The organism is uncultured Eudoraea sp., from assembly GCF_947490415.1.
Taxonomy (GTDB): Bacteria; Bacteroidota; Bacteroidia; order Flavobacteriales; family Flavobacteriaceae; genus Eudoraea.
Window position 1 is genome coordinate 143,580 of sequence record NZ_CANLGX010000004.1, and the last position, 18,364, is coordinate 161,943.

General features: G+C 37.5%; 19 protein-coding genes. 13 read left to right on the plus strand and 6 right to left on the minus strand.

Annotation, left to right across the window (positions count from 1 at the left end; all coding sequences use genetic code 11):
* Positions 1–3: 3 nt before the first annotated feature.
* Positions 4–1,638 carry a trehalose synthase gene (locus tag Q0874_RS11865; protein WP_299163463.1) on the minus strand — a complete coding sequence of 545 codons (1,635 nt, stop codon included), beginning with the start codon at positions 1,636–1,638 and terminating at the stop codon, positions 4–6.
* 2 nt (positions 1,639–1,640) lie between these two features.
* A complete protein-coding gene (locus Q0874_RS11870) occupies positions 1,641–3,581 on the minus strand; it encodes an alpha-1,4-glucan--maltose-1-phosphate maltosyltransferase (RefSeq protein WP_367275440.1) in 1,941 nt (646 codons plus the stop codon).
* A gap of 205 nt (positions 3,582–3,786) precedes the next feature.
* Here Q0874_RS11870 and Q0874_RS11875 point away from each other — a divergent pair, with 205 nt between their 5' ends.
* From Q0874_RS11875 to Q0874_RS11895, 5 genes are all read left to right on the plus strand, one after another.
* Positions 3,787–4,341 (plus strand): collagen-like protein, encoded by a 555-nt coding sequence (locus Q0874_RS11875; RefSeq protein ID WP_299163464.1) that lies wholly within the window; start codon positions 3,787–3,789, stop codon positions 4,339–4,341.
* Positions 4,342–4,476: 135 nt separating this feature from the next.
* A complete protein-coding gene (gene msrB, locus Q0874_RS11880) occupies positions 4,477–4,977 on the plus strand; it encodes a peptide-methionine (R)-S-oxide reductase MsrB (RefSeq protein WP_299163465.1) in 501 nt (166 codons plus the stop codon).
* A gap of 56 nt (positions 4,978–5,033) precedes the next feature.
* Positions 5,034–5,561, plus strand: coding sequence for a DUF1572 family protein (locus Q0874_RS11885; protein ID WP_299163467.1), 528 nt, complete (start codon positions 5,034–5,036; stop codon positions 5,559–5,561).
* 87 nt (positions 5,562–5,648) lie between these two features.
* Positions 5,649–7,040, plus strand: a complete 1,392-nt coding sequence (gene lpdA / locus Q0874_RS11890; RefSeq protein ID WP_299163469.1) for a dihydrolipoyl dehydrogenase — start codon at positions 5,649–5,651, stop codon at positions 7,038–7,040.
* 23 nt (positions 7,041–7,063) lie between these two features.
* Complete coding sequence (locus Q0874_RS11895) at positions 7,064–7,351, plus strand: DUF3817 domain-containing protein (RefSeq protein ID WP_299163471.1); 288 nt, start codon at positions 7,064–7,066, stop codon at positions 7,349–7,351.
* Here the strand turns inward: Q0874_RS11895 and aroQ are convergent.
* Entirely contained in the window at positions 7,346–7,759 is a 414-nt protein-coding gene (aroQ, locus tag Q0874_RS11900) for a type II 3-dehydroquinate dehydratase (protein ID WP_299163473.1), read from the minus strand. The genes Q0874_RS11895 and aroQ overlap by 6 nt on opposite strands.
* A gap of 206 nt (positions 7,760–7,965) precedes the next feature.
* Here aroQ and Q0874_RS11905 point away from each other — a divergent pair, with 206 nt between their 5' ends.
* From Q0874_RS11905 to Q0874_RS11920, 4 genes are all read left to right on the plus strand, one after another.
* Positions 7,966–8,865 carry a site-specific tyrosine recombinase gene (locus tag Q0874_RS11905; RefSeq protein ID WP_299163474.1) on the plus strand — a complete coding sequence of 300 codons (900 nt, stop codon included), beginning with the start codon at positions 7,966–7,968 and terminating at the stop codon, positions 8,863–8,865.
* A 182-nt stretch (positions 8,866–9,047) separates the two neighbouring features.
* A complete protein-coding gene (locus tag Q0874_RS11910; RefSeq protein WP_299163475.1) occupies positions 9,048–10,475 on the plus strand; it encodes an amidohydrolase in 1,428 nt (475 codons plus the stop codon).
* Between the two features lie 132 nt (positions 10,476–10,607).
* Positions 10,608–11,102 (plus strand): sigma-70 family RNA polymerase sigma factor, encoded by a 495-nt coding sequence (locus Q0874_RS11915; protein WP_299163476.1) that lies wholly within the window; start codon positions 10,608–10,610, stop codon positions 11,100–11,102.
* Positions 11,103–11,106: 4 nt separating this feature from the next.
* Positions 11,107–11,751 carry a hypothetical protein gene (locus Q0874_RS11920; RefSeq protein ID WP_299163477.1) on the plus strand — a complete coding sequence of 215 codons (645 nt, stop codon included), beginning with the start codon at positions 11,107–11,109 and terminating at the stop codon, positions 11,749–11,751.
* Here Q0874_RS11920 and Q0874_RS11925 read toward each other — a convergent pair.
* Positions 11,748–12,551: a 1-acyl-sn-glycerol-3-phosphate acyltransferase gene (locus Q0874_RS11925; RefSeq protein ID WP_299163478.1), complete on the minus strand. Its 804-nt coding sequence runs from the start codon at positions 12,549–12,551 to the stop codon at positions 11,748–11,750. The two genes, Q0874_RS11920 and Q0874_RS11925, sit on opposite strands and share 4 nt — an antisense overlap.
* Before the next feature lie 25 nt (positions 12,552–12,576).
* Positions 12,577–13,218 carry a CoA pyrophosphatase gene (locus Q0874_RS11930; protein ID WP_299163479.1) on the minus strand — a complete coding sequence of 214 codons (642 nt, stop codon included), beginning with the start codon at positions 13,216–13,218 and terminating at the stop codon, positions 12,577–12,579.
* Between Q0874_RS11930 and Q0874_RS11935 the strand changes: the two genes are divergently transcribed.
* On the plus strand, positions 13,217–13,930 hold the full coding sequence (locus tag Q0874_RS11935) for a peptidylprolyl isomerase (RefSeq protein ID WP_299163480.1): 714 nt from the start codon (positions 13,217–13,219) through the stop codon (positions 13,928–13,930). The two genes, Q0874_RS11930 and Q0874_RS11935, sit on opposite strands and share 2 nt — an antisense overlap.
* Here the strand turns inward: Q0874_RS11935 and Q0874_RS11940 are convergent, their stop codons facing one another.
* Complete coding sequence (locus Q0874_RS11940) at positions 13,931–14,539, minus strand: trimeric intracellular cation channel family protein (protein WP_299163482.1); 609 nt, start codon at positions 14,537–14,539, stop codon at positions 13,931–13,933.
* Positions 14,540–14,728: 189 nt separating this feature from the next.
* Here Q0874_RS11940 and Q0874_RS11945 point away from each other — a divergent pair, with 189 nt between their 5' ends.
* The 3 genes from Q0874_RS11945 to Q0874_RS11955 all read left to right on the plus strand — a co-directional run bounded on the left by Q0874_RS11945 (position 14,729) and on the right by Q0874_RS11955 (position 18,361).
* Complete coding sequence (locus tag Q0874_RS11945; RefSeq protein ID WP_299163484.1) at positions 14,729–15,352, plus strand: DUF2306 domain-containing protein; 624 nt, start codon at positions 14,729–14,731, stop codon at positions 15,350–15,352.
* A gap of 274 nt (positions 15,353–15,626) precedes the next feature.
* Positions 15,627–16,121 carry a CIA30 family protein gene (locus Q0874_RS11950; protein WP_299163485.1) on the plus strand — a complete coding sequence of 165 codons (495 nt, stop codon included), beginning with the start codon at positions 15,627–15,629 and terminating at the stop codon, positions 16,119–16,121.
* Positions 16,122–16,162: 41 nt separating this feature from the next.
* Complete coding sequence (locus tag Q0874_RS11955; RefSeq protein ID WP_299163487.1) at positions 16,163–18,361, plus strand: M28 family metallopeptidase; 2,199 nt, start codon at positions 16,163–16,165, stop codon at positions 18,359–18,361.
* Positions 18,362–18,364 lie beyond the last annotated feature (3 nt).

Below are 18,364 nucleotides of genomic sequence, written 5' to 3' on the forward strand. Positions count from 1 at the left end.
TTGTTATTTAGGTTCGTTAATAATACTCATAATACCCTGCAAAGGAATCACGGCCCATCTGGGTCTTGAATTCATTTCATATCCCAATTCGTAAACTGCCTTTTCAAGCATACAATACTCCAAAAGAAATATTCGTTCCTGGCGATAACCGATATTTATATTATGTTCCTGAATCAGACTGGCATAGGTTTCCAGAAATACTCCAATAAAGTAACGATAAAGAATCTCCCCCGCCAGAAAAAGATCTTCCTGTGAATATGCATATTCCTCCATATGGTTGAAAATTGTTGCATAAACAGCGTAATGAAAAGACCGGAAAAGACCCGCTATATCCTTTAATGGTGGCTGCTTAACTTTCCTGTCTCTAATTGTACTTTCTGGCTCTCCTTCAAAATCAAGCAAATAAAAATCATCATCCTGCACCAATACCTGACCCAGATGATAATCCCCGTGAACGCGAATCCTTTCTCCTTTGAGTTTGGTCCAGTCAAAGGTTACAAAACGTTTTCTAATCTCATTTTTTCGCTCCAAAAACTCCTTAGCCAAATCGAGCGATAAACCTTCCAAACGATGAAGGTTATTTTCTACCGTATTTAATCTATTCTGAAATTGGTATAGTAATCTATTCTTTAGCCATACCTCGTAATCTCCATTAAAATGAGTGGGTGTGAATGCTGTGTCTTCAAACTCTGATCCCAAAGCAATATGCATCTCTGCGGTTCTCTGTGCCAGTACCTGAAGCTTAATGAAAATATTCAAACCCGCCCAATCAATAATTTCAGGTGGGACATCCCTTATATTTAACCTTTCAAACAATTCCGTTTTAGGCAACTGATGAACGTTTATCCCCTTGTATTCCAGGTTGCTAAAGATTTTATGTAATTCTTTCAACATAAAATCCCATGCATCTCCCTGATTGGGAACCAATTCCTGCATTAATGCTATGGTAACGTTAACATTATCAGCGTCCATTATGCTTATACTACCCTGATAAGCCGGTGTATTTTTGTACCCTTTTCGCTCCGAAAGGAACTGACTCATCTCAAAATCGGGGTTTTTATCTGCGTATATCCTTCTGAAGAACTTAATAACCGATTTATCATTGATTATTACTGAAGTATTACTCTGCTCAAGACCCATAAAACACGAAGATTCATAAACAGTATCATGAAATCCAAGGCTTTTATGGTACCTCACGCGGGTAGTATCATTTGGTTCCGCATTGACAATACGTTCAAAAACTAACTTCCTAAAAGCCTCTAGGTTTATAGCATCTATTATAAAACCTGCCTGTCCGTTAATGCTTAATGGCAGAATTCTTTCTTTTTCAGCAAAATTCTCGTCTGTAACAAATGCAATGGGTAAAAAATAATGCTGGTAAAATGCCTCTTCAAAGTTCACTTCGAGCAATAATCCATAATATACTTCACCCTTCTGCTGTATCCTGAAGTATTCCCGGAGCTCAATATATTTGAGTTTACTTGCCTTACCTCCATACCATCGTTGATTAACCACATAGGCCTCAAGTACATCGGAAAGAAATACTTTAATAAAGTTCTTATCATCCAATAAATTTTCCCAGGCCACATTAAATGAGTAGGGAGGCTGTAAAATAGAGTCCTGCTTTTTCTTGGACATTCTTAATTTTTAATGTGAAACAAATGAAATGGCAATGCAGGGTGTAATTCTACAAAATTCCACTCGTCATACCAAAGATAACTATTGTCGGTGACAAGATCATGCATGGTAGCCCCTTGCTCAATATTAATGGATAAGTCGCCAATGGGAAGTTGTAGCATTCCTCGTTGCGAATAGTGCGAGTCAAGGTTAATAATAACCAATACTTCATCCGATTTATCTTCGTTCCATTTATAGAAGGCTATAAGCTGGTGATTCTCTATATTACAAAACCTGATATTGTTGGTTTGTTGTAATGCTTCATGATTTTTCCTGGCCTGGTTTAAACGAGTAATGATTAAGGTTAGTTTGTTTTTAATAGACCAATCCCAAAATTTAACTTCATATTTTTCTGAATTCAGATACTCTTCTTTTCCCGGCAAAGCGTCAGATATCATATACTCAAAAACAGGCCCGTATATTCCAACATTGCCACATAGAGTTGCCGCCAGGGCATAACGTGCAATATGCATGGCCTCATTGGCCCCTTGCAGGTGATATGGGTTAATATCCGGTGTATTAGGCCAAAAATTTGGTCGATAATACTCCTTCATTTCTGTTTGGGTAAGCTCCAGCATATATTCAATAATTTCGTGCTTATATACCCTCCATGTAAAATATGTGTATGACTGCGAAAATCCCTGCTTGGCCAACTGCTGCATTACCTTAGGTCTGGAAAAAGCTTCCGCTAAAAAAAGCACATCGGGATGTTTCTTTTTAACCTCAGTAATTAACCAATTCCAAAAATAATATGGTTTAGTATGAGGATTATCTACGCGAAATATTTGTACTCCAAGACCAACCCATCTTAGTGTCACCGCCAACAGTTCTGACCAAAGTTCTTTAAATGCCGGGGTTTCAAAATAGAAGTTTACAATATCCTGATATTTCTTTGGTGGATTCTCCGCATACTGCATAGTTCCGTCGGGTCTTTTTCTGAACCATTCCGGGTTACTTGTTATGTAAGGATGATCTGGGGCTGCCTGAAAAGCTAAATCCAGTGCAATTTCCAAATTCAGTTCTTTTGCTTTTTTTATAAGACTTTTTAGGTCTTCTTCGGTACCTAATTCCGGATGAATTTCCTTATGTCCTCCAAGCTTAGAACCTATTGCCCATGGCACTCCGGAATCTCCTTCCTGAGCATTTGTAGTATTATTTTTTCCTTTTCTGTTAACTTCACCAATTGGGTGTATTGGAGGAAAATAAAGCACATCGAAGCCCATGCCGGCAATTTTAGGCAGTAGGCGCTCACAATCATTAAAAGTACCATGTTTGCCATTCACTGGCGAAGATGACCTTGGAAAAAATTCATACCAGGTGCTGAAATTTGCTTTGAGCCTGTCTACATAAACCTTAAGGTCATCACTGGTATTTGCCAATACACGATTTGGATATTCAACAAATAACTTATGCAGTCTTTCTGAAACCGCATGCTTTACAGCTTTCTCGTATAAATCTTCACTTTGAAAAGATTCAATTAAATCATTTATATATTTCTTGTCCGATGTACTTATCTTACTTAACAGGGTTTCTAAATGTTGTACGCCGTCTAAAAGTTCACTGTTAACATGCTGATTATCCTTTAGCTTAGCCTCGATACCATGCTGCCAGTTTTGAGCATGATCTACCCAGGCCGAAATTCTGTAAATATAAAATCCCTGCTTAAGAACTTTAAAGGAAACCCTATGGACATCGTCGCCAAGATGTTCCATACGTGCGGTAACAAAAGATTTCTCCGATGAGTGTTTGTATTGGAGTTCTGCCTGAATTATATCATGTCCGTCTCCTATAACATCAGCATATACAGTAACCGATTCTCCAACGACTCGCTTAATAAAATAAGCTCCGCAGTGAAGCTGAGGAGTAATATTTTCAATTACAACACGTTGTTGCCTTAACATCATAATTTAGTTAGTTGGGTTTTGCTAAAAATAGGAAATTATCTGAAATACAATACCTCAAAGCCTCAATTTTTGCCGAATTACAAGATAATCCTGCTGTATAATCTATTTTTGGAACGCTTTTTGTTTCCTGGGTTAAGACAATATGTAAAATTTTAAAAAATTAAAAAGACAGACTTAAAATATTAATCATTAAACATTTACTATTATGAAAAAAATATCACTACTATTTGGCGCATTTTTAACTTTAACTATTTTGTCCTGTGAAGGACCAACAGGACCTCCGGGACCTCCGGGTTTTGATGGGTTAAACGGAGAAGACGGTATTAATATTTTGGGCCAGGTCCTGGAGATTGAAGGTACTTTTGATGCTGGAAATAACTATTCTCTGTTTTATGAATTCCCACTGACAGTAGAGGTTTTCGAATCTGATGTTGTACTGGTTTACATTTTATGGGATGTTGCGGAAGATGGTAACGGAGAACCCCTTGATATCTGGCGATTATTACCTCAAACTCGTATTTTAAATCAGGGTTTGCTCCAATATAATTATGACTTTACTTTTCTGGATGTAAGTGTGTTTTTAGAATCAGATTTTGACCTTGGAACCCTTTCTCCGGGAGATACAGATAATCAAGTATTTAGAATAGCTATTGTGCCGGCTGAATTTGCCCAATCCGCAAAAATGGATACTTCAAATATTGGGGAAGTTATGAGCAGTTTAAACATAACGGAAGCAGATATTAGCAGAATTCAATTGTAGTAACATATATAAATTAAAGTAAAACTATCCCTGCTACATTAAGGCAGGGATTTTTTTATGAAGTTATCCTTAACTTTGAAAGGTTTTGAGTTCAAAACCGTCAAAAAAATATAGAAAAAGAAAAAATAAATTATTATGAAAAAGTATGTGTGCATTATTCTTTTGATAGCCATGGGATGCAAAGGGGTTTCGCAGGAAAAAGAAGCAGTAACTGAAAAGGAGGAAGAACAAACCGAGGCATTTAAAGTGGTTAAATCTGAAGAAGAATGGCGTAAAGAACTCACGGAACTGCAATTTTATGTTCTCAGAAAAGCCGGCACTGAAAATCCGGGATCCAGTGAATTTTTAAAAAATAAAATGGCAGGGACCTATGTATGTGCGGGCTGCGGTACCCCTTTATTTAAAAGCGAATACAAATTTGATTCAGGTACGGGATGGCCAAGTTTCGACAGAGAAATTGAGGGGAACGTAGCCTTTGACGTAGATTACAAAATTGGGTATAAAAGAACCGAAGAGCATTGCGCAGTTTGTGGCGGTCATCTTGGCCATGTCTTTGAGGACGGCCCCCGGGAAACCACCGGACTGAGACATTGTATCAACGGAGCCGCACTGCGTTTTGTACCCGAAGAACAATAGTTACTTGTCTGTTGAATTACAGATCGTTAAGGGTTTTGGTATTAGTCTAGAAATAAATGAATTTACAGGAAGATTACTTGAAAAGTCTATTATTTGAATGCAAGCGCTATAAATCCCTTGGAGACAAAACTTTTATTCACCTAGATGATTCAGATATTCATTGGAAATATGATAGTACCGGTAATAGTATTGCGGTACTGGTAAAACATTTATCTGGGAATATGCTCAGCAGATGGACTAACTTTCTTACCGAAGATGGTGAAAAAAAATGGAGAAACAGGGACTCAGAATTTGAGTCGTCCTACAAAACAAAAAAGGAAATGCTTGTTGCATGGGAAACAGGTTGGAATTGTTTTTTTGATGCAATTGAACAAATAAATCCGGAGACTTTTGAGCGTACAATCAAAATAAGAAACGAACCGCATACACTCCCACAGGCTTTAAACAGGCAACTGGCACATTATTGCTATCACATAGGTCAGATAGTACTGCTGGGTAAAACCATAAAGGGTGAAAACTGGGTATCACTCTCTATACCAAAAGGCCAATCAAAAGCATTTAACAAGGCAAAATTCAAGGATTAATTTAAGATTCTTAATGAAGTTTAAAAGCTTTCAATTTGGTTTTGTAACTTTGCGACCTCATAAATTTGAATCACAAAAAATACTGGAATGGGCAAATTCGATATTATTGTTTTAGGGAGTGGACCTGGAGGTTATGTAACCGCAATCAGAGCATCACAACTTGGATTTAAAACTGCTATTGTAGAAAAAGAGAATCTGGGTGGTGTGTGTTTAAATTGGGGATGTATCCCTACCAAAGCCTTATTAAAATCTGCCCAGGTATTTGAATATTTACAACATGCGGCAGATTATGGTTTAAAAGTAGATGGAGTGGATAAAGATTTTGATGCAGTTGTACAACGAAGCAGAAATGTAGCGGATGGAATGAGCAAGGGGGTTCAATTTCTTATGAAGAAAAATAAAATTGAAGTTATTAATGGTTTTGGAAAATTAGCTCCCGGAAAGAAGGTAATTGTTACAGATTCTGAAGGTAAGGATACGGAATATAGTGCGGAGCATATAATTATTGCCACAGGAGCCAGAAGCAGGGAACTACCCGCCTTGCCTCAGGATGGGAAAAAAATTATTGGTTACCGTAAGGCAATGACTCTTGAGAAACAACCCAAGAAAATGATAGTTGTGGGAAGTGGGGCTATAGGAATTGAATTTGCCTATTTCTACAATGCCATGGGGACCGAAGTAACAGTGGTTGAATTTTTACCAAATATTGTTCCCGTAGAAGACGAAGAGGTTTCGAAACAGCTGGAACGCAGCTTCAAAAAAGCCGGAGTCAAAATTAAAACATCATCTGAGGTTACTCATGTTGATACCTCCGGGGATGGAGTTAAAGCTACCGTAAAAACCGCTAAAGGAGAAGAAATCCTGGAAGCCGATATAGTGCTTTCTGCAGTGGGTATTAAATCAAATATTGAGAATATTGGCCTGGAAGAAGTAGGTATTGCTACCGATAGAGATAAAATTCTTGTTAATGATTACTATGTAACCAACATTCAAGGTTATTATGCCATTGGTGATGTCACCCCGGGGCAGGCACTTGCTCATGTTGCTTCTGCAGAAGGTATTCTTTGTGTAGAAAAAATAGCCGGAATGCATGTAGAACCTTTGGACTATGGTAACATTCCCGGTTGTACCTATTGTATGCCGGAAATTGCGTCGGTAGGCCTCACAGAGAAACAAGCTATAGAAAAAGGCTATGAACTTAAAGTTGGCAAATTCCCATTCTCTGCAAGCGGCAAAGCTAAAGCTTCAGGGAATCCCGATGGCTTTGTAAAAGTGATTTTTGATGCAAAATATGGCGAATGGTTAGGCTGTCATATGATAGGTGCCGGCGTAACCGATATGATTGCCGAGGCAGTAGTTGCCCGTAAATTAGAGACAACCGGACACGAAATTCTGAAGGCTGTTCACCCACATCCAACAATGAGTGAAGCCGTAATGGAAGCGGTTGCAGATGCATATGGCGAAGTTATTCACCTTTAGTCCGGCTAATCAATAAAATATATATGCTTAAAATATTTCAACTAAGTGCAATTCTGGAAGGTATCTCCTATTTGCTTTTATTCAGTTTTAGCATGCCTTTAAAATATTGGGCAAATATCACTGAACCTAATGTTTATATTGGTTATGTGCATGGCTTTTTGTTTATAGCCTATATGATTTTGGCCTTAGTCTTTTCGATGGAAAGGAAAATAGCTCCTAAAAAAATAGTAATGCTTGTACTGGCTTCACTGCTGCCTTTTGGCACATTCTATATAGATGAGAAATACCTAAAACCACTTGCAATCTCATAAAAAACTTTGGATTGCCAACTCATAGCTTTGTAAACCAAATCCTAATATAACACCTTTAGCCCCGGATGAGATATAAGAAACGTGCCTAAAATCTTCACGTTTATGCGTATTCGAAATATGCACCTCTACCACTGGCGTATTTATAGCCTTAACTACGTCACCTAAGCCAACAGAAGTGTGAGTATAACTAGCAGCGTTTAAGACTATCCCGTCATAAGAGAAGCCCACTTCCTGAATTTTATCTATTAGTTCACCTTCTATATTAGACTGGTAATACTCCAGTTCCAAATCCTTGAATTTTGATTGTAAATCAGAAAAGTAAGATTCAAAGGTTTTTCCACCGTAGATTTCAGGTTCTCTTTTCCCCAGAAGGTTAAGGTTCGGGCCGTTAATAATTATAATTTTCATAGGGTTAAAAGTAATAAAATGTCTAGTGCAAAAAAAGTACATGAAACACACTTCGTTTTTAATATATTTTTAGCCTGTTAATCAGATTATTCATAGGCATATTAAAAACTGGTTAAACTGCTTCTTCAGCAAACTGTAAATCTTAATTAAGGAGGAAAAAATATTCTAAACTTCAAATTAAGAGAAACAAGCAATATCTTTATAGTATGAATTGGAAACAGGCCGAAACAGATTATGAATACTATTTGAAGATAGAACGTGGTTTAGCAGCCAATTCCATAAGCAATTATATAAGAGACGTAGAAAAACTAAGAATATTCCTGGAAAATAATGGAATAGATAAAACCCCTATATCCCTGGATCGTGAAACTTTACAACTTTTTATATATGAAGTGGCCAAAGAAGTAGGCCCAAGGTCTCAGGCTCGTATAATTTCAGGGCTCAAAAGTTTTTTTAATTATTTAGTTTTTGAAGATTACCGTAAAGACACTCCTTTAGATTTAATAGAATCTCCAAAAATAGGCCGAAAACTCCCAGACACCCTTTCAACTATAGAAATTAATAGTCTTATAAAAGCTATTGATTTATCTACGCCGGAAGGTGAACGCAACAGAGCCATGCTGGAAACACTCTATGGGTGCGGGTTAAGGGTCTCTGAATTAATCGGGCTCAGAATATCTGACCTATTCTTTGAAGAAGATTTTATCAAAGTCACGGGAAAGGGAGATAAACAACGTTTTGTTCCAATAAATGATGTAAATAAAAAATATATTACTATTTATCGAAAAGAGGTGCGCAATCATCAAAAAATTCAAAAGGGATTTGAAGATATTTTATTTCTCAACCGAAGAGGAAAGAAACTTACACGGGCTATGATCTTTACAATTATCAAACAACTTGCTGTTAAAATTGATCTATCCAAAAATATAAGTCCACATACTTTCAGACATTCATTTGCAACTCATTTATTGGAAAATGGTGCCGACTTACGTGCGATTCAGCAAATGTTAGGACACGAAAGTATTACTACAACGGAAGTGTACATGCATTTAGATCGTTCACATCTTGCAGACGTGGTGAACAAATTTCATCCGAGACAAAACTAGTTACTGCCTTTTAATTCTATGGTTATAGATCTGTAAATGAACTAAATTACTTGTTTCATACCCCAAGGCCAATACTTTTAGAATTGGATCTATAAAGGGCAAAATCCGATGATTTTTTACCAGGATTACCTCAGAAGTTATGTGTTTGACTATATTTATCACGAAAATCAAAAATATAGATCATGCGAAAATTAGTATTTCTTGCGGCATTAATAGGGTTGTGTTTCAATTCTCTGAAGGCACAACAAAGCAAAGACGAAGTCCTTGTGGAATTAAATAAGAAATCTGAAGCTTATGCCAGCATAGCGCAGAATATTTGGGAATTTGCGGAAATGGGATACTTAGAAGAAAAGAGCTCCGCTTTGCTACAAAAAACAATGAGTGATGAGGGTTTTACAATAAAAAAAGGAGTAGCTGGTATTCCGACCGCATTTATCGCTGAATATGGTAGTGGTGCACCAATAATTGCCATCTTAGGGGAATATGACGCTCTTCCCGGCTTATCGCAAAAGGCGGTACCTGAGAGAGAATCTGCAGATAAGGCGGCTGGACATGGATGTGGTCACCATCTTTTTGGTACTGCTTCTGCAGCGGCAGCTATAGCGGTAAAAGACTGGATGCAAGCTAGTAATACAAAAGGAACCATTCGCTTTTATGGCTGTCCCGCAGAAGAAGGTGGCTCTGGTAAAGTATATATGGTGCGGGATGGATTATTTAACGATGTAGATATCGCTTTACACTGGCATCCAGGTGACGAAAATGAGGCAAACGCAGGTGCCGCACTTGCAAACAAATCCGCTAAATTTAGATTTTACGGAATTTCTGCCCATGCTGCGGGTTCTCCTGAAAAAGGGCGTTCAGCCCTTGATGGGGTGGAGGCCATGAACGTAATGGTAAATATGATGCGGGAACACATTCCGGAAGAAGCCAGGATTCACTACGTCATTACAAATGGCGGCAAAGCACCTAATGTTGTACCCGATTTTGCAGAAGTTTACTATTATGCCCGACATGACAAAAGAGATGTTGTGATCAATATTTTTGATCGTATTGTTAAAGCAGCGGAGGGAGCCGCGCTGGGTACAGGAACAACTACCGATTATGAATTAATTGGAGGTACCCATGAACTATTGCCAAATCTGACATTACAAAAATTAATGTACGACAATCTTACAAAGGTCCAAGGCATTACCTATACACCAGAGGAAATAGTATTTGCAGATAAGATTGCAAAAACTATGGGGTATGACAAAGCTGATTTAGATATTGCTAAAAACATTCAACCTTACAATACCGTTGGCGAGTCTTCAGGCTCGACAGATGTGGGTGATGTAAGTTTTACGGTACCTACAGCAGGTATGGGTGCGGCAACCTGGGTTCCCGGAACTCCGGCTCATAGCTGGCAGGCCGTGGCTGCAGGTGGGACAACAATTGGTAAAAAAGGAATGATGGTAGCGGCAAAAACCCTGACACTAACTGCAATAGACCTGTTGGCTAACCAGGAGCTAATTAATGAGGCGAAAACTGAATTTTCAGAACGAAGAGGAGCAGATTTTGTTTATATCCCATTATTGGGAGACAGGCCACCTGCCCTGGACTACAGAAAATAACAAACCCTTATTTAATGTTGCACAATGAAGGTTTTATATGGCCAGGAAAAAATATGTTTACATTTAATGAGAAAGCATGTAACAATCTGGAAATAAAACCTACTAATAGATAATTCACTACCAACCCGAAGCGTGAACAACGAACTGGAACACAAATTTGTTACGGAACTTGAGAATAATCAGAATATTGTTCACAAGGTGTGTAGTTTATACACCACGAACAGGGAGGCACACAATGATCTTTTTCAGGAAATAACCATTCAGCTATGGAAAGCATACCCGAAATTCAGAGGAGAATCCAAATTCAGCACATGGATGTACAGAGTAGCTTTAAATACAGCTATAACGCTGTACAGGAAATCGAAAAGAAGTATAAAAACACAGGATTTTGATTCGGTTATTTTTAGAATTAAAACAGATGAATATGATGCCACCGAGGAACAACAACTTCATTTAATGTATAAAGCTGTGAGGCAGCTGGGAGATATTGAAAAAGCATTGGTATTTCTTTACCTGGAAGACAAAGATTACCGTGAAATTTCCGAGACACTGGGAATTAGTGAGGTGAATGCCAGGGTGAAAATGAACCGTGTTAAAAATAAACTTAGAACCATACTTAATCCCTAAGGTTATGATGGATGAATTAGAATTATTAAAGAAGGACTGGCAAAAAAAGGAGGAACACCATCCTAAATTGTCCTTTGACGAAATCTACAGGATGATTAAAAAGAAGTCATCCTCTACCGTTAAATGGATTTTTTACATAAGTATAATTGAATTTGTCTTTTGGGCGGTTCTTAATTTAATTTCCTATAGTAAGGAATCCTTGGAGCTTGAAAAGACCTGGCATATTTATGAAATTACAACCACGCTTACAATCATAAATTATATTGTATTAATTTATTTTATATATAAGTTTTATTCTAATTACAAACTCATATCCTTAACAGAATCTTCGAGAAAATTAATGAAGACCATCTTAAATGTGAAAAGAACAGTTTCCCAATATGTCTGGTTTAACATAGGAATATTTGTAGCCTACTTAATTGTAAGTCTTTATGGTAATCTGAATTATGGTTCAAGCAGCGATCAAATTAAGGTAGCTGCCTCACAGGCAGGAAATGAAACGCTTTTTTGGGTAATGCTATTTGGGATGGTCCTTGTGGCTATTACCATTGTGTTGATCTTGATCTGGTTTTTCTATAAACTGCTTTATGGAATACTTCTGAAAAGGCTTCGGAAAAATTACAACGAATTAAAGAAGCTGGAGGTTTAACCTCTCCATTTACGTTGTTTGTTTTTCTCTTCATATGCCTGCAATTCCTTTTCGGGAATTACTTTTAAGAATGAAGGATGTTGTTCAATGGCATATTCAAGTTTTTCTATTATGGAATCAACAGATTCATTGTCATAATCTATCTCCAATGGTTCTTTAATAACCAAAGACTGTAGAATACCCTTTTTCTTAATAAGTAGTCCTTGTTTATCAAACGACCTCCTGAAACCATCTATAACCACCGGTACTACCACAGGTTTGTACTTTTTAATAATATGTGCTGTCCCTTTTCGAAGGGGCTTCCAAGGTGTAGTTGTCCCTTGTGGAAAAGTGATGACCCATCCATCATTCAGAGCCATCCCAATATTTGAAATATCACTCATCTTAACCTGCCTGTTGACTTCCTTTCCTTCCGCACGCCAGGTTCTTTCTATACTCACGGAACCTACGTAAGCGAACATTTTTGTTAAGAGACTCTTTCTCATGGTTTCCGCCGCGGCCACATAGTAAATATTCAATTTGGGGTTCCATAAATACCCTATATTTTTTATGGAATCATCCCTTCCGTGTAAACTTGCATTAAACACATGGAACATGGCAACCACATCAGCAAAATAGGTCTGATGATTACTTACAAATAATACATTTTTATCAGGAAGGTTACGTATTATTTCAGAACCTTCTATTTCAAGAGTATTAAAACCTTTATACCGCTGATGGGTGATAAGTCCCAAACTGCGAATTAACCACTTCTTTATAAATAAAATATGTCCAAATGGATTTTCCTTAAATAACCCCATAGGCTACAAAACTACAAAATATGGCTTATAACACCTGTTTGAAAAGTTCTTTGATTTCACTTAGCATCATCGCCGTTGCTCCCCAAACGGTATAACCCATTAATTTAAAGGCAGGTACCTCTATATTATTTGCGTAAGAAGTTGTGAGAATCTGAGTGGTCATTTTAGAATCATCCATAAAATCAATCAGAGGTACCTCAACCAATTCCTCTACTTCATCTTCCTGTTTTACAAAAGGTTGTCTTTTATCATATAACCCTATATAGGGTCTTACTTCAAAATTACTAGGCGGGATATAAATTTCACTTAAAGATCTGATTATTTGAATATCCCCTGGTTTTACACCAACTTCTTCATGAGTTTCACGTAAGGCCGTTTCAAGTAAATCTTTATCTTTTTGTTCAGCTCTCCCTCCGGGAAATCCAATTTGATTAGAATGTACCCCGGGATAGGTGTTTCGCAAAATGAGTAACAGATTTGTTAACTGCCTTTCATCCGGATAAAATAAAGCGACAACCCCTGCCTTTTTTGGATTTGTGTTCTTCCTTTTCATTGCTTTTAACTCCTGAATACGGATTTCCGGAGCCATTTTATAGTGTGAAGGTGTCCCCGGAAGAGGGAGTTTTTTTATTTTTGCTACCTGAAGTGCAAAATCATTATAGTTCATGTCTTATTTAAAATTTACCTGCTTTGCAATATTACCACTATTTTTTTTTGGTGCATGCAAGGAATCCCCGGCTTCAAACCCCAAGGAAGAAAATACAAAACCCCTTAAAGTAGAGACCGTAGTAACAGATACAATAGCTGAAATCAAAGAGGAGGAAACATTTTTACTCACCGAAGAAAATGCCATAGATTTCTTTTTTGACTACCAAAAAAATCTAAAAACTACCAAAGTAAAGCTTACTACCAGTTTGGGTAGTTTTACGGTACAACTATATGATAATGTCCCTTATCACAAGGCAAACTTTATTTACCTCACGAAAAAAGGATATTTTGACAATACCATGTTCCACAGAGTTGTAAAAGATTTTATCATACAGGGAGGCAATGCAGACAACGTTGAAACCGCCCGTAAACGTAAAGAAATTGGCAGATACCTTCTACCTCCTGATACCAGAAAAGGTTATAAGCATCACAGAGGAACAATTTCTATGCCCAGTAGTGAAATAGATAATCCGCATATGCTTGCCTCTCCTTATGAGTTTTTTATTGTTGTGACAAATCCCGGTTCCTACCATTTAGATGGCGATTTCACACCCTTTGGGAAAGTTATTAGTGGTATGGATGTGGTTGATAAAATTAACCAGCAACCCGTAGATACCGGAGACTGGCCTATGCAAAATATCAATATTCTTAAGGCAGAAATTGTTGAATGATTATTTAGTTTTATAAATAGAGGGAAGTGCAATTTTGTATTTTACTGCCACTAAACGAATCCCTATAACAATTAGGAAAGACGCCAGATAAACGTATTCATCACCTAAAGGCAATTTTCGTAACAGGAAATAACTCAACCCTCCCACTACACAAGCTGTGGCATATATCTCTTTGCGAAAGATAACCGGTATTTCATTACATAAGATATCTCTGATAACGCCTCCAAAACTAGCTGTTATCGTACCCAAAATAATGCACATTACAGGAAGCAAGTTAACGTTTAGGCCCTTTTCTATTCCAACCATAGTGTACAAACCTATTCCAAGCGTATCAAAAAAGAATAATGATTTTCGTAAATATCTGAGTTTTTCCCTGAAAATAATGGCCAGAATAACAGTCCCTATAATGGTAATTATATAAGTAGATTCAAGCATCCAGGCCACAGGAGTATTGCCAATAAGCAAATCTCTAAGTGTACCACCTCCCACTGCTGTGACAAATGCGATTATAAATACTCCAAATAGATCCAGGCGTTTATCCATGGCTACAAGCACACCTGATATAGCAAAGGCTACGGTTCCCAATAGATCCATTAGAAAGTAAAACATAATTCCTTCTTATTTAGATAAATCCAATTATAAGTGCTAAAACTATAAAAATAAACGCAGCTAAGACAGTAGCCTGCAAAAGAATTGATTTTTGTAAATATGACAATATTATCGTAAGATTACTTGAACTTAAATGGTTGGACTGTGACCAGGAAATCGAACTAATATATCTTAAATTAAGTTTTTAATATGGATTTAAAAAAATGGCGCCTGAACACAGGATATTTCTTTCTTGGATTATTTGCCATTTTCATTGGGTTATATCCGTTACGATTTATTGGATTGCCTTATGAAGAAAGTCTTTTGGGATCAAAATCCGAGACGCTGCTTAATAGTTCTATCTATCTCACTGCTTTTTATACCCATATTTTTTTAGGCGGACTCGCCCTGCTAACGGGGTTTTCTCAATTTTACAAAAAGCTTAGAAGAAAAAGACCGGCGTTGCATAGGGTTTTAGGGAAAATTTATGTTGGAGCTGTCTTACTAAGCGGGATTGCGGGATTGAGTATTGCGTTTTTTGCTACAGGAGGGATAATTCCCGCTCTTGGATTTGCGGGATTAGCCTTACTTTGGCTTTATGCCACCTCAAATGCCTACACCAGTATTAAAAAAATGAATATTGATGCTCATCAGCGCTGGATGATCCGTAGTTACGCTCTCTGTTTTGCCGCTGTTACACTTCGCCTTTACCTCCCTTTATTCACTGGGTTAATGCAGATGGACTTTATTCCGGCTTATAAGATTATTGCCTGGTTGTGTTGGGTCCCAAATATTCTTATTGCGGAGTTTTTTATCGTAAGAAGGCTTAACTGAATCTTCTGATTGTTTAGAGGACTCCCTTTCTGCTTATTTAGAAGTAAAAAATGATAAAATAGAGTTATTTTTTAAAAAAATTGAGTTTATTTTTATCATTACTTTTAGAAAATGATCTCTTAGTATCTAAAAACAATCCGTTATAGCTAAAAATGAGCTATTAGGATTAAAAAAGCTATTGTTAAGTAAAATTCTTCTTATAACAACAATTAAGAAGAAAACCTGAAGTCTTGTATTCATGAAATTTTTATTTCTAATAATTTTCATAATAATAATGTCTAAACCTTTTGTTCTATTTGATTTCACTAAAGAAAGTAATATTCAAAACTGGAGTGTGGTGAATGATGGTGTAATGGGAGGTCTGTCAAAAGGGAACTTCTCAGTTAATGATAAAGGAGATGGCTTTTTTACTGGGCATGTATCTCTCGAAAATAATGGCGGTTTCTCTTCCGTTCGTTACAATTTCGAATCAAAATCAGTAAGCAGTTATAAGAAAATCACTTTACGTCTTAAAGGCGATGGCAAACAATATCAGATAAGGGTTAAAACCAGGGCTTCAGATTATTATTCATATATCGCGTATATTAAAACTAATGGAGAATGGCAGACTTTGGAAATTCTGTTTTCAAATATGATCCCATCATTTCGTGGAAATGTGCTAGATCTTCCCAATTACCCCGGGGAATATATGGAGCAATTTTCGATTTTGATTGGCAACAAAAAAAATGAAGATTTTAAATTATATCTTGACAAAATAGAATTGGAATAGCCAGCCGATACAACTTAAAATATTTTATAATAAAAACCAATATGAATAAACAATACCTCGTGCTCCTTTTAATCTTTTTTGTTGTGGCCCTGAATGCCCAGAATATTAAAGGATTTAAACCTGAAAATTTAAAAAAACAATTAGATCTGGAAGCCTCATTTGATGCCAAAATATCCACAGGTAATTTGGATTCCTGGATGAAAAAAATGGCTGCCCGGCCCCATTATGTAGGTAGTGAATATGGAAAAGAAAATGCAGAATGGATGTTGAAGCAATTCAAATCCTGGGGCTATGATGCAAAAATAGAAACCTACCAGGTTCTCTTTCCTTATCCTAAAGTTAGAATTCTCGAATTAACAGAACCCAATGCCTATAAGGCTAAATTAACTGCAGTACCCGTTCCTAGTGATGCATATACTGAGCAGGGAGATGAGTTATTACCCAGCTATAATGCATTCTCTACGGACGGTGATGTTGAGGCAGAACTCGTTTTTGTGAACTATGGAATACCGGCAGACTACGAAGAGCTGGATAAACTGGGAATAGACGTAAAAGGAAAAATAGTTATCGCTAAATATTACGGATCCTGGCGCGGAATTAAACCGAAATTAGCCGCTGAAAAGGGAGCTATAGGCTGTATCATTTATTCAGATCCTGAGGATGACGGTTATGTTCAGGGAGATGTTTATCCAAAAGGGGCATTTAAAAATAAGACCGGAGTGCAACGAGGATCTGTAATGGATATGCCTCTTTATCCCGGAGATGTTCTTACACCCGGTTATGGAGCCACAGTTGAAGCTGATAGATTGGACAGAAAAAATGCTCCTACGATAACAAAAATACCTGTATTACCTATTTCCTATGAAGATGCTGAACCATTGCTCGAAGCACTTGGAGGTTTGGTCGCTCCTGCTTCATGGCGGGGAGGGTTACCAATTACCTATCATATAGGGCCAGGGCCTGCAAAAGTTCATTTAAAACTTGAATTTGACTGGCAATTAAAACCGGCTTACAATGTCATAGCCACCCTTTCAGGTTCCGAATTTCCAAATGAATGGGTTTTGCGTGGTAACCATCATGATGCTTGGGTGCATGGTGCTGCCGATCCCGTGAGTGGTATGGTGGCTTTAATGGAGGAAGCGAGAGCAATTAGTGAATTAGCTAAAAAAGGACAACGCCCAAAAAGGACTTTGGTATACTGCGCATGGGATGCCGAGGAACCAGGACTGATTGGCTCAACGGAATGGGTGGAACATCATAAAGAAGAACTGCAGAAGAAAGCCGTTGCATACATTAATACCGACGGGAACGGCAGAGGTTTTTTCAACGCTGGGGGTTCCCATACCCTGCAGACCCTGGTAAGTGAAGTAGCCGAAGTCGTTAAAGATCCTCAGAAAGGTGTTTCTATTAAAGAAAGAAAAATTGCAAAGGACATGATAAATGGTGGAGATGATAAATTTGAACTTTATGCCCTGGGCTCAGGATCTGATTACACTCCATTTATTCAACATGCGGGAATTGCTTCGCTAAATTTAGGATTTGGCGGCGAAAATGCCGGTGGAGAATATCATACTATCTATGATACTTATACCCATTATAAACGTTTTAAGGATCCTGAATTTGCCTACGGGGCAGCCCTGGCAAAGACAGCAGGCAGAATTGTATTGCGACTCGCAAATGCCGATTTTTTGCCCTTCGCATTCGACCCCTTACGTGAGACAGTATCAACCTATCTTGAGGAAGTAATGAAGTCTTGCGAAACCATGAGAGAAGCTGTGGAAAAACATAACAAGCTGATCGATGAAAATGCTTTTTATCTGGCCTCAGATCCGGTTAAACCCTTTATTGAACCTAAGAAAAAAGAGCATATACCTTATCTGGATTTTACGCCTATTCTAAATAGTATGATTAGCCTCAGAGCAACAGTTGTTTTGTTCAATTCAATAGATATAAATTTACTTTCTGATAGCGAACTTGAGGCAATAAATAAGCAACTCATGCATTCCGAACTTGCCTTAACCGATGCCTCCGGATTACCCAGAAGACCATGGTACAAACATCAGATTTATGCACCAGGCTTCTATACCGGTTATGGAGTTAAAACCTTACCTGGTGTTAGGGAAGCTATAGAGCAAAAAGAATGGCCGGAAGCTCAGGAACAAATCAAAAAACTAGCAAAAACCCTGAATAATTTAAATAATCATATTAAATCTATTTATTCCATTACCAAAAATAAATAGTCC

Coding starts and splice junctions, on each gene's coding strand:
- Q0874_RS11865 (WP_299163463.1), bottom strand. CDS start 1,638: ATGTCCAAGAAAAAGCAGGACTCTATTTTACAGCCTCCCTACTCATTT.
- Q0874_RS11870 (WP_367275440.1), bottom strand. CDS start 3,581: ATGATGTTAAGGCAACAACGTGTTGTAATTGAAAATATTACTCCTCAG.
- Q0874_RS11875 (WP_299163464.1), top strand. CDS start 3,787: ATGAAAAAAATATCACTACTATTTGGCGCATTTTTAACTTTAACTATT.
- msrB (WP_299163465.1), top strand. CDS start 4,477: ATGAAAAAGTATGTGTGCATTATTCTTTTGATAGCCATGGGATGCAAA.
- Q0874_RS11885 (WP_299163467.1), top strand. CDS start 5,034: ATGAATTTACAGGAAGATTACTTGAAAAGTCTATTATTTGAATGCAAG.
- lpdA (WP_299163469.1), top strand. CDS start 5,649: ATGGGCAAATTCGATATTATTGTTTTAGGGAGTGGACCTGGAGGTTAT.
- Q0874_RS11895 (WP_299163471.1), top strand. CDS start 7,064: ATGCTTAAAATATTTCAACTAAGTGCAATTCTGGAAGGTATCTCCTAT.
- aroQ (WP_299163473.1), bottom strand. CDS start 7,759: ATGAAAATTATAATTATTAACGGCCCGAACCTTAACCTTCTGGGGAAA.
- Q0874_RS11905 (WP_299163474.1), top strand. CDS start 7,966: ATGAATTGGAAACAGGCCGAAACAGATTATGAATACTATTTGAAGATA.
- Q0874_RS11910 (WP_299163475.1), top strand. CDS start 9,048: ATGCGAAAATTAGTATTTCTTGCGGCATTAATAGGGTTGTGTTTCAAT.
- Q0874_RS11920 (WP_299163477.1), top strand. CDS start 11,107: ATGATGGATGAATTAGAATTATTAAAGAAGGACTGGCAAAAAAAGGAG.
- Q0874_RS11925 (WP_299163478.1), bottom strand. CDS start 12,551: ATGGGGTTATTTAAGGAAAATCCATTTGGACATATTTTATTTATAAAG.
- Q0874_RS11935 (WP_299163480.1), top strand. CDS start 13,217: ATGTCTTATTTAAAATTTACCTGCTTTGCAATATTACCACTATTTTTT.
- Q0874_RS11930 (WP_299163479.1), bottom strand. CDS start 13,218: ATGAACTATAATGATTTTGCACTTCAGGTAGCAAAAATAAAAAAACTC.
- Q0874_RS11940 (WP_299163482.1), bottom strand. CDS start 14,539: ATGTTTTACTTTCTAATGGATCTATTGGGAACCGTAGCCTTTGCTATA.
- Q0874_RS11945 (WP_299163484.1), top strand. CDS start 14,729: ATGGATTTAAAAAAATGGCGCCTGAACACAGGATATTTCTTTCTTGGA.
- Q0874_RS11950 (WP_299163485.1), top strand. CDS start 15,627: ATGTCTAAACCTTTTGTTCTATTTGATTTCACTAAAGAAAGTAATATT.
- Q0874_RS11955 (WP_299163487.1), top strand. CDS start 16,163: ATGAATAAACAATACCTCGTGCTCCTTTTAATCTTTTTTGTTGTGGCC.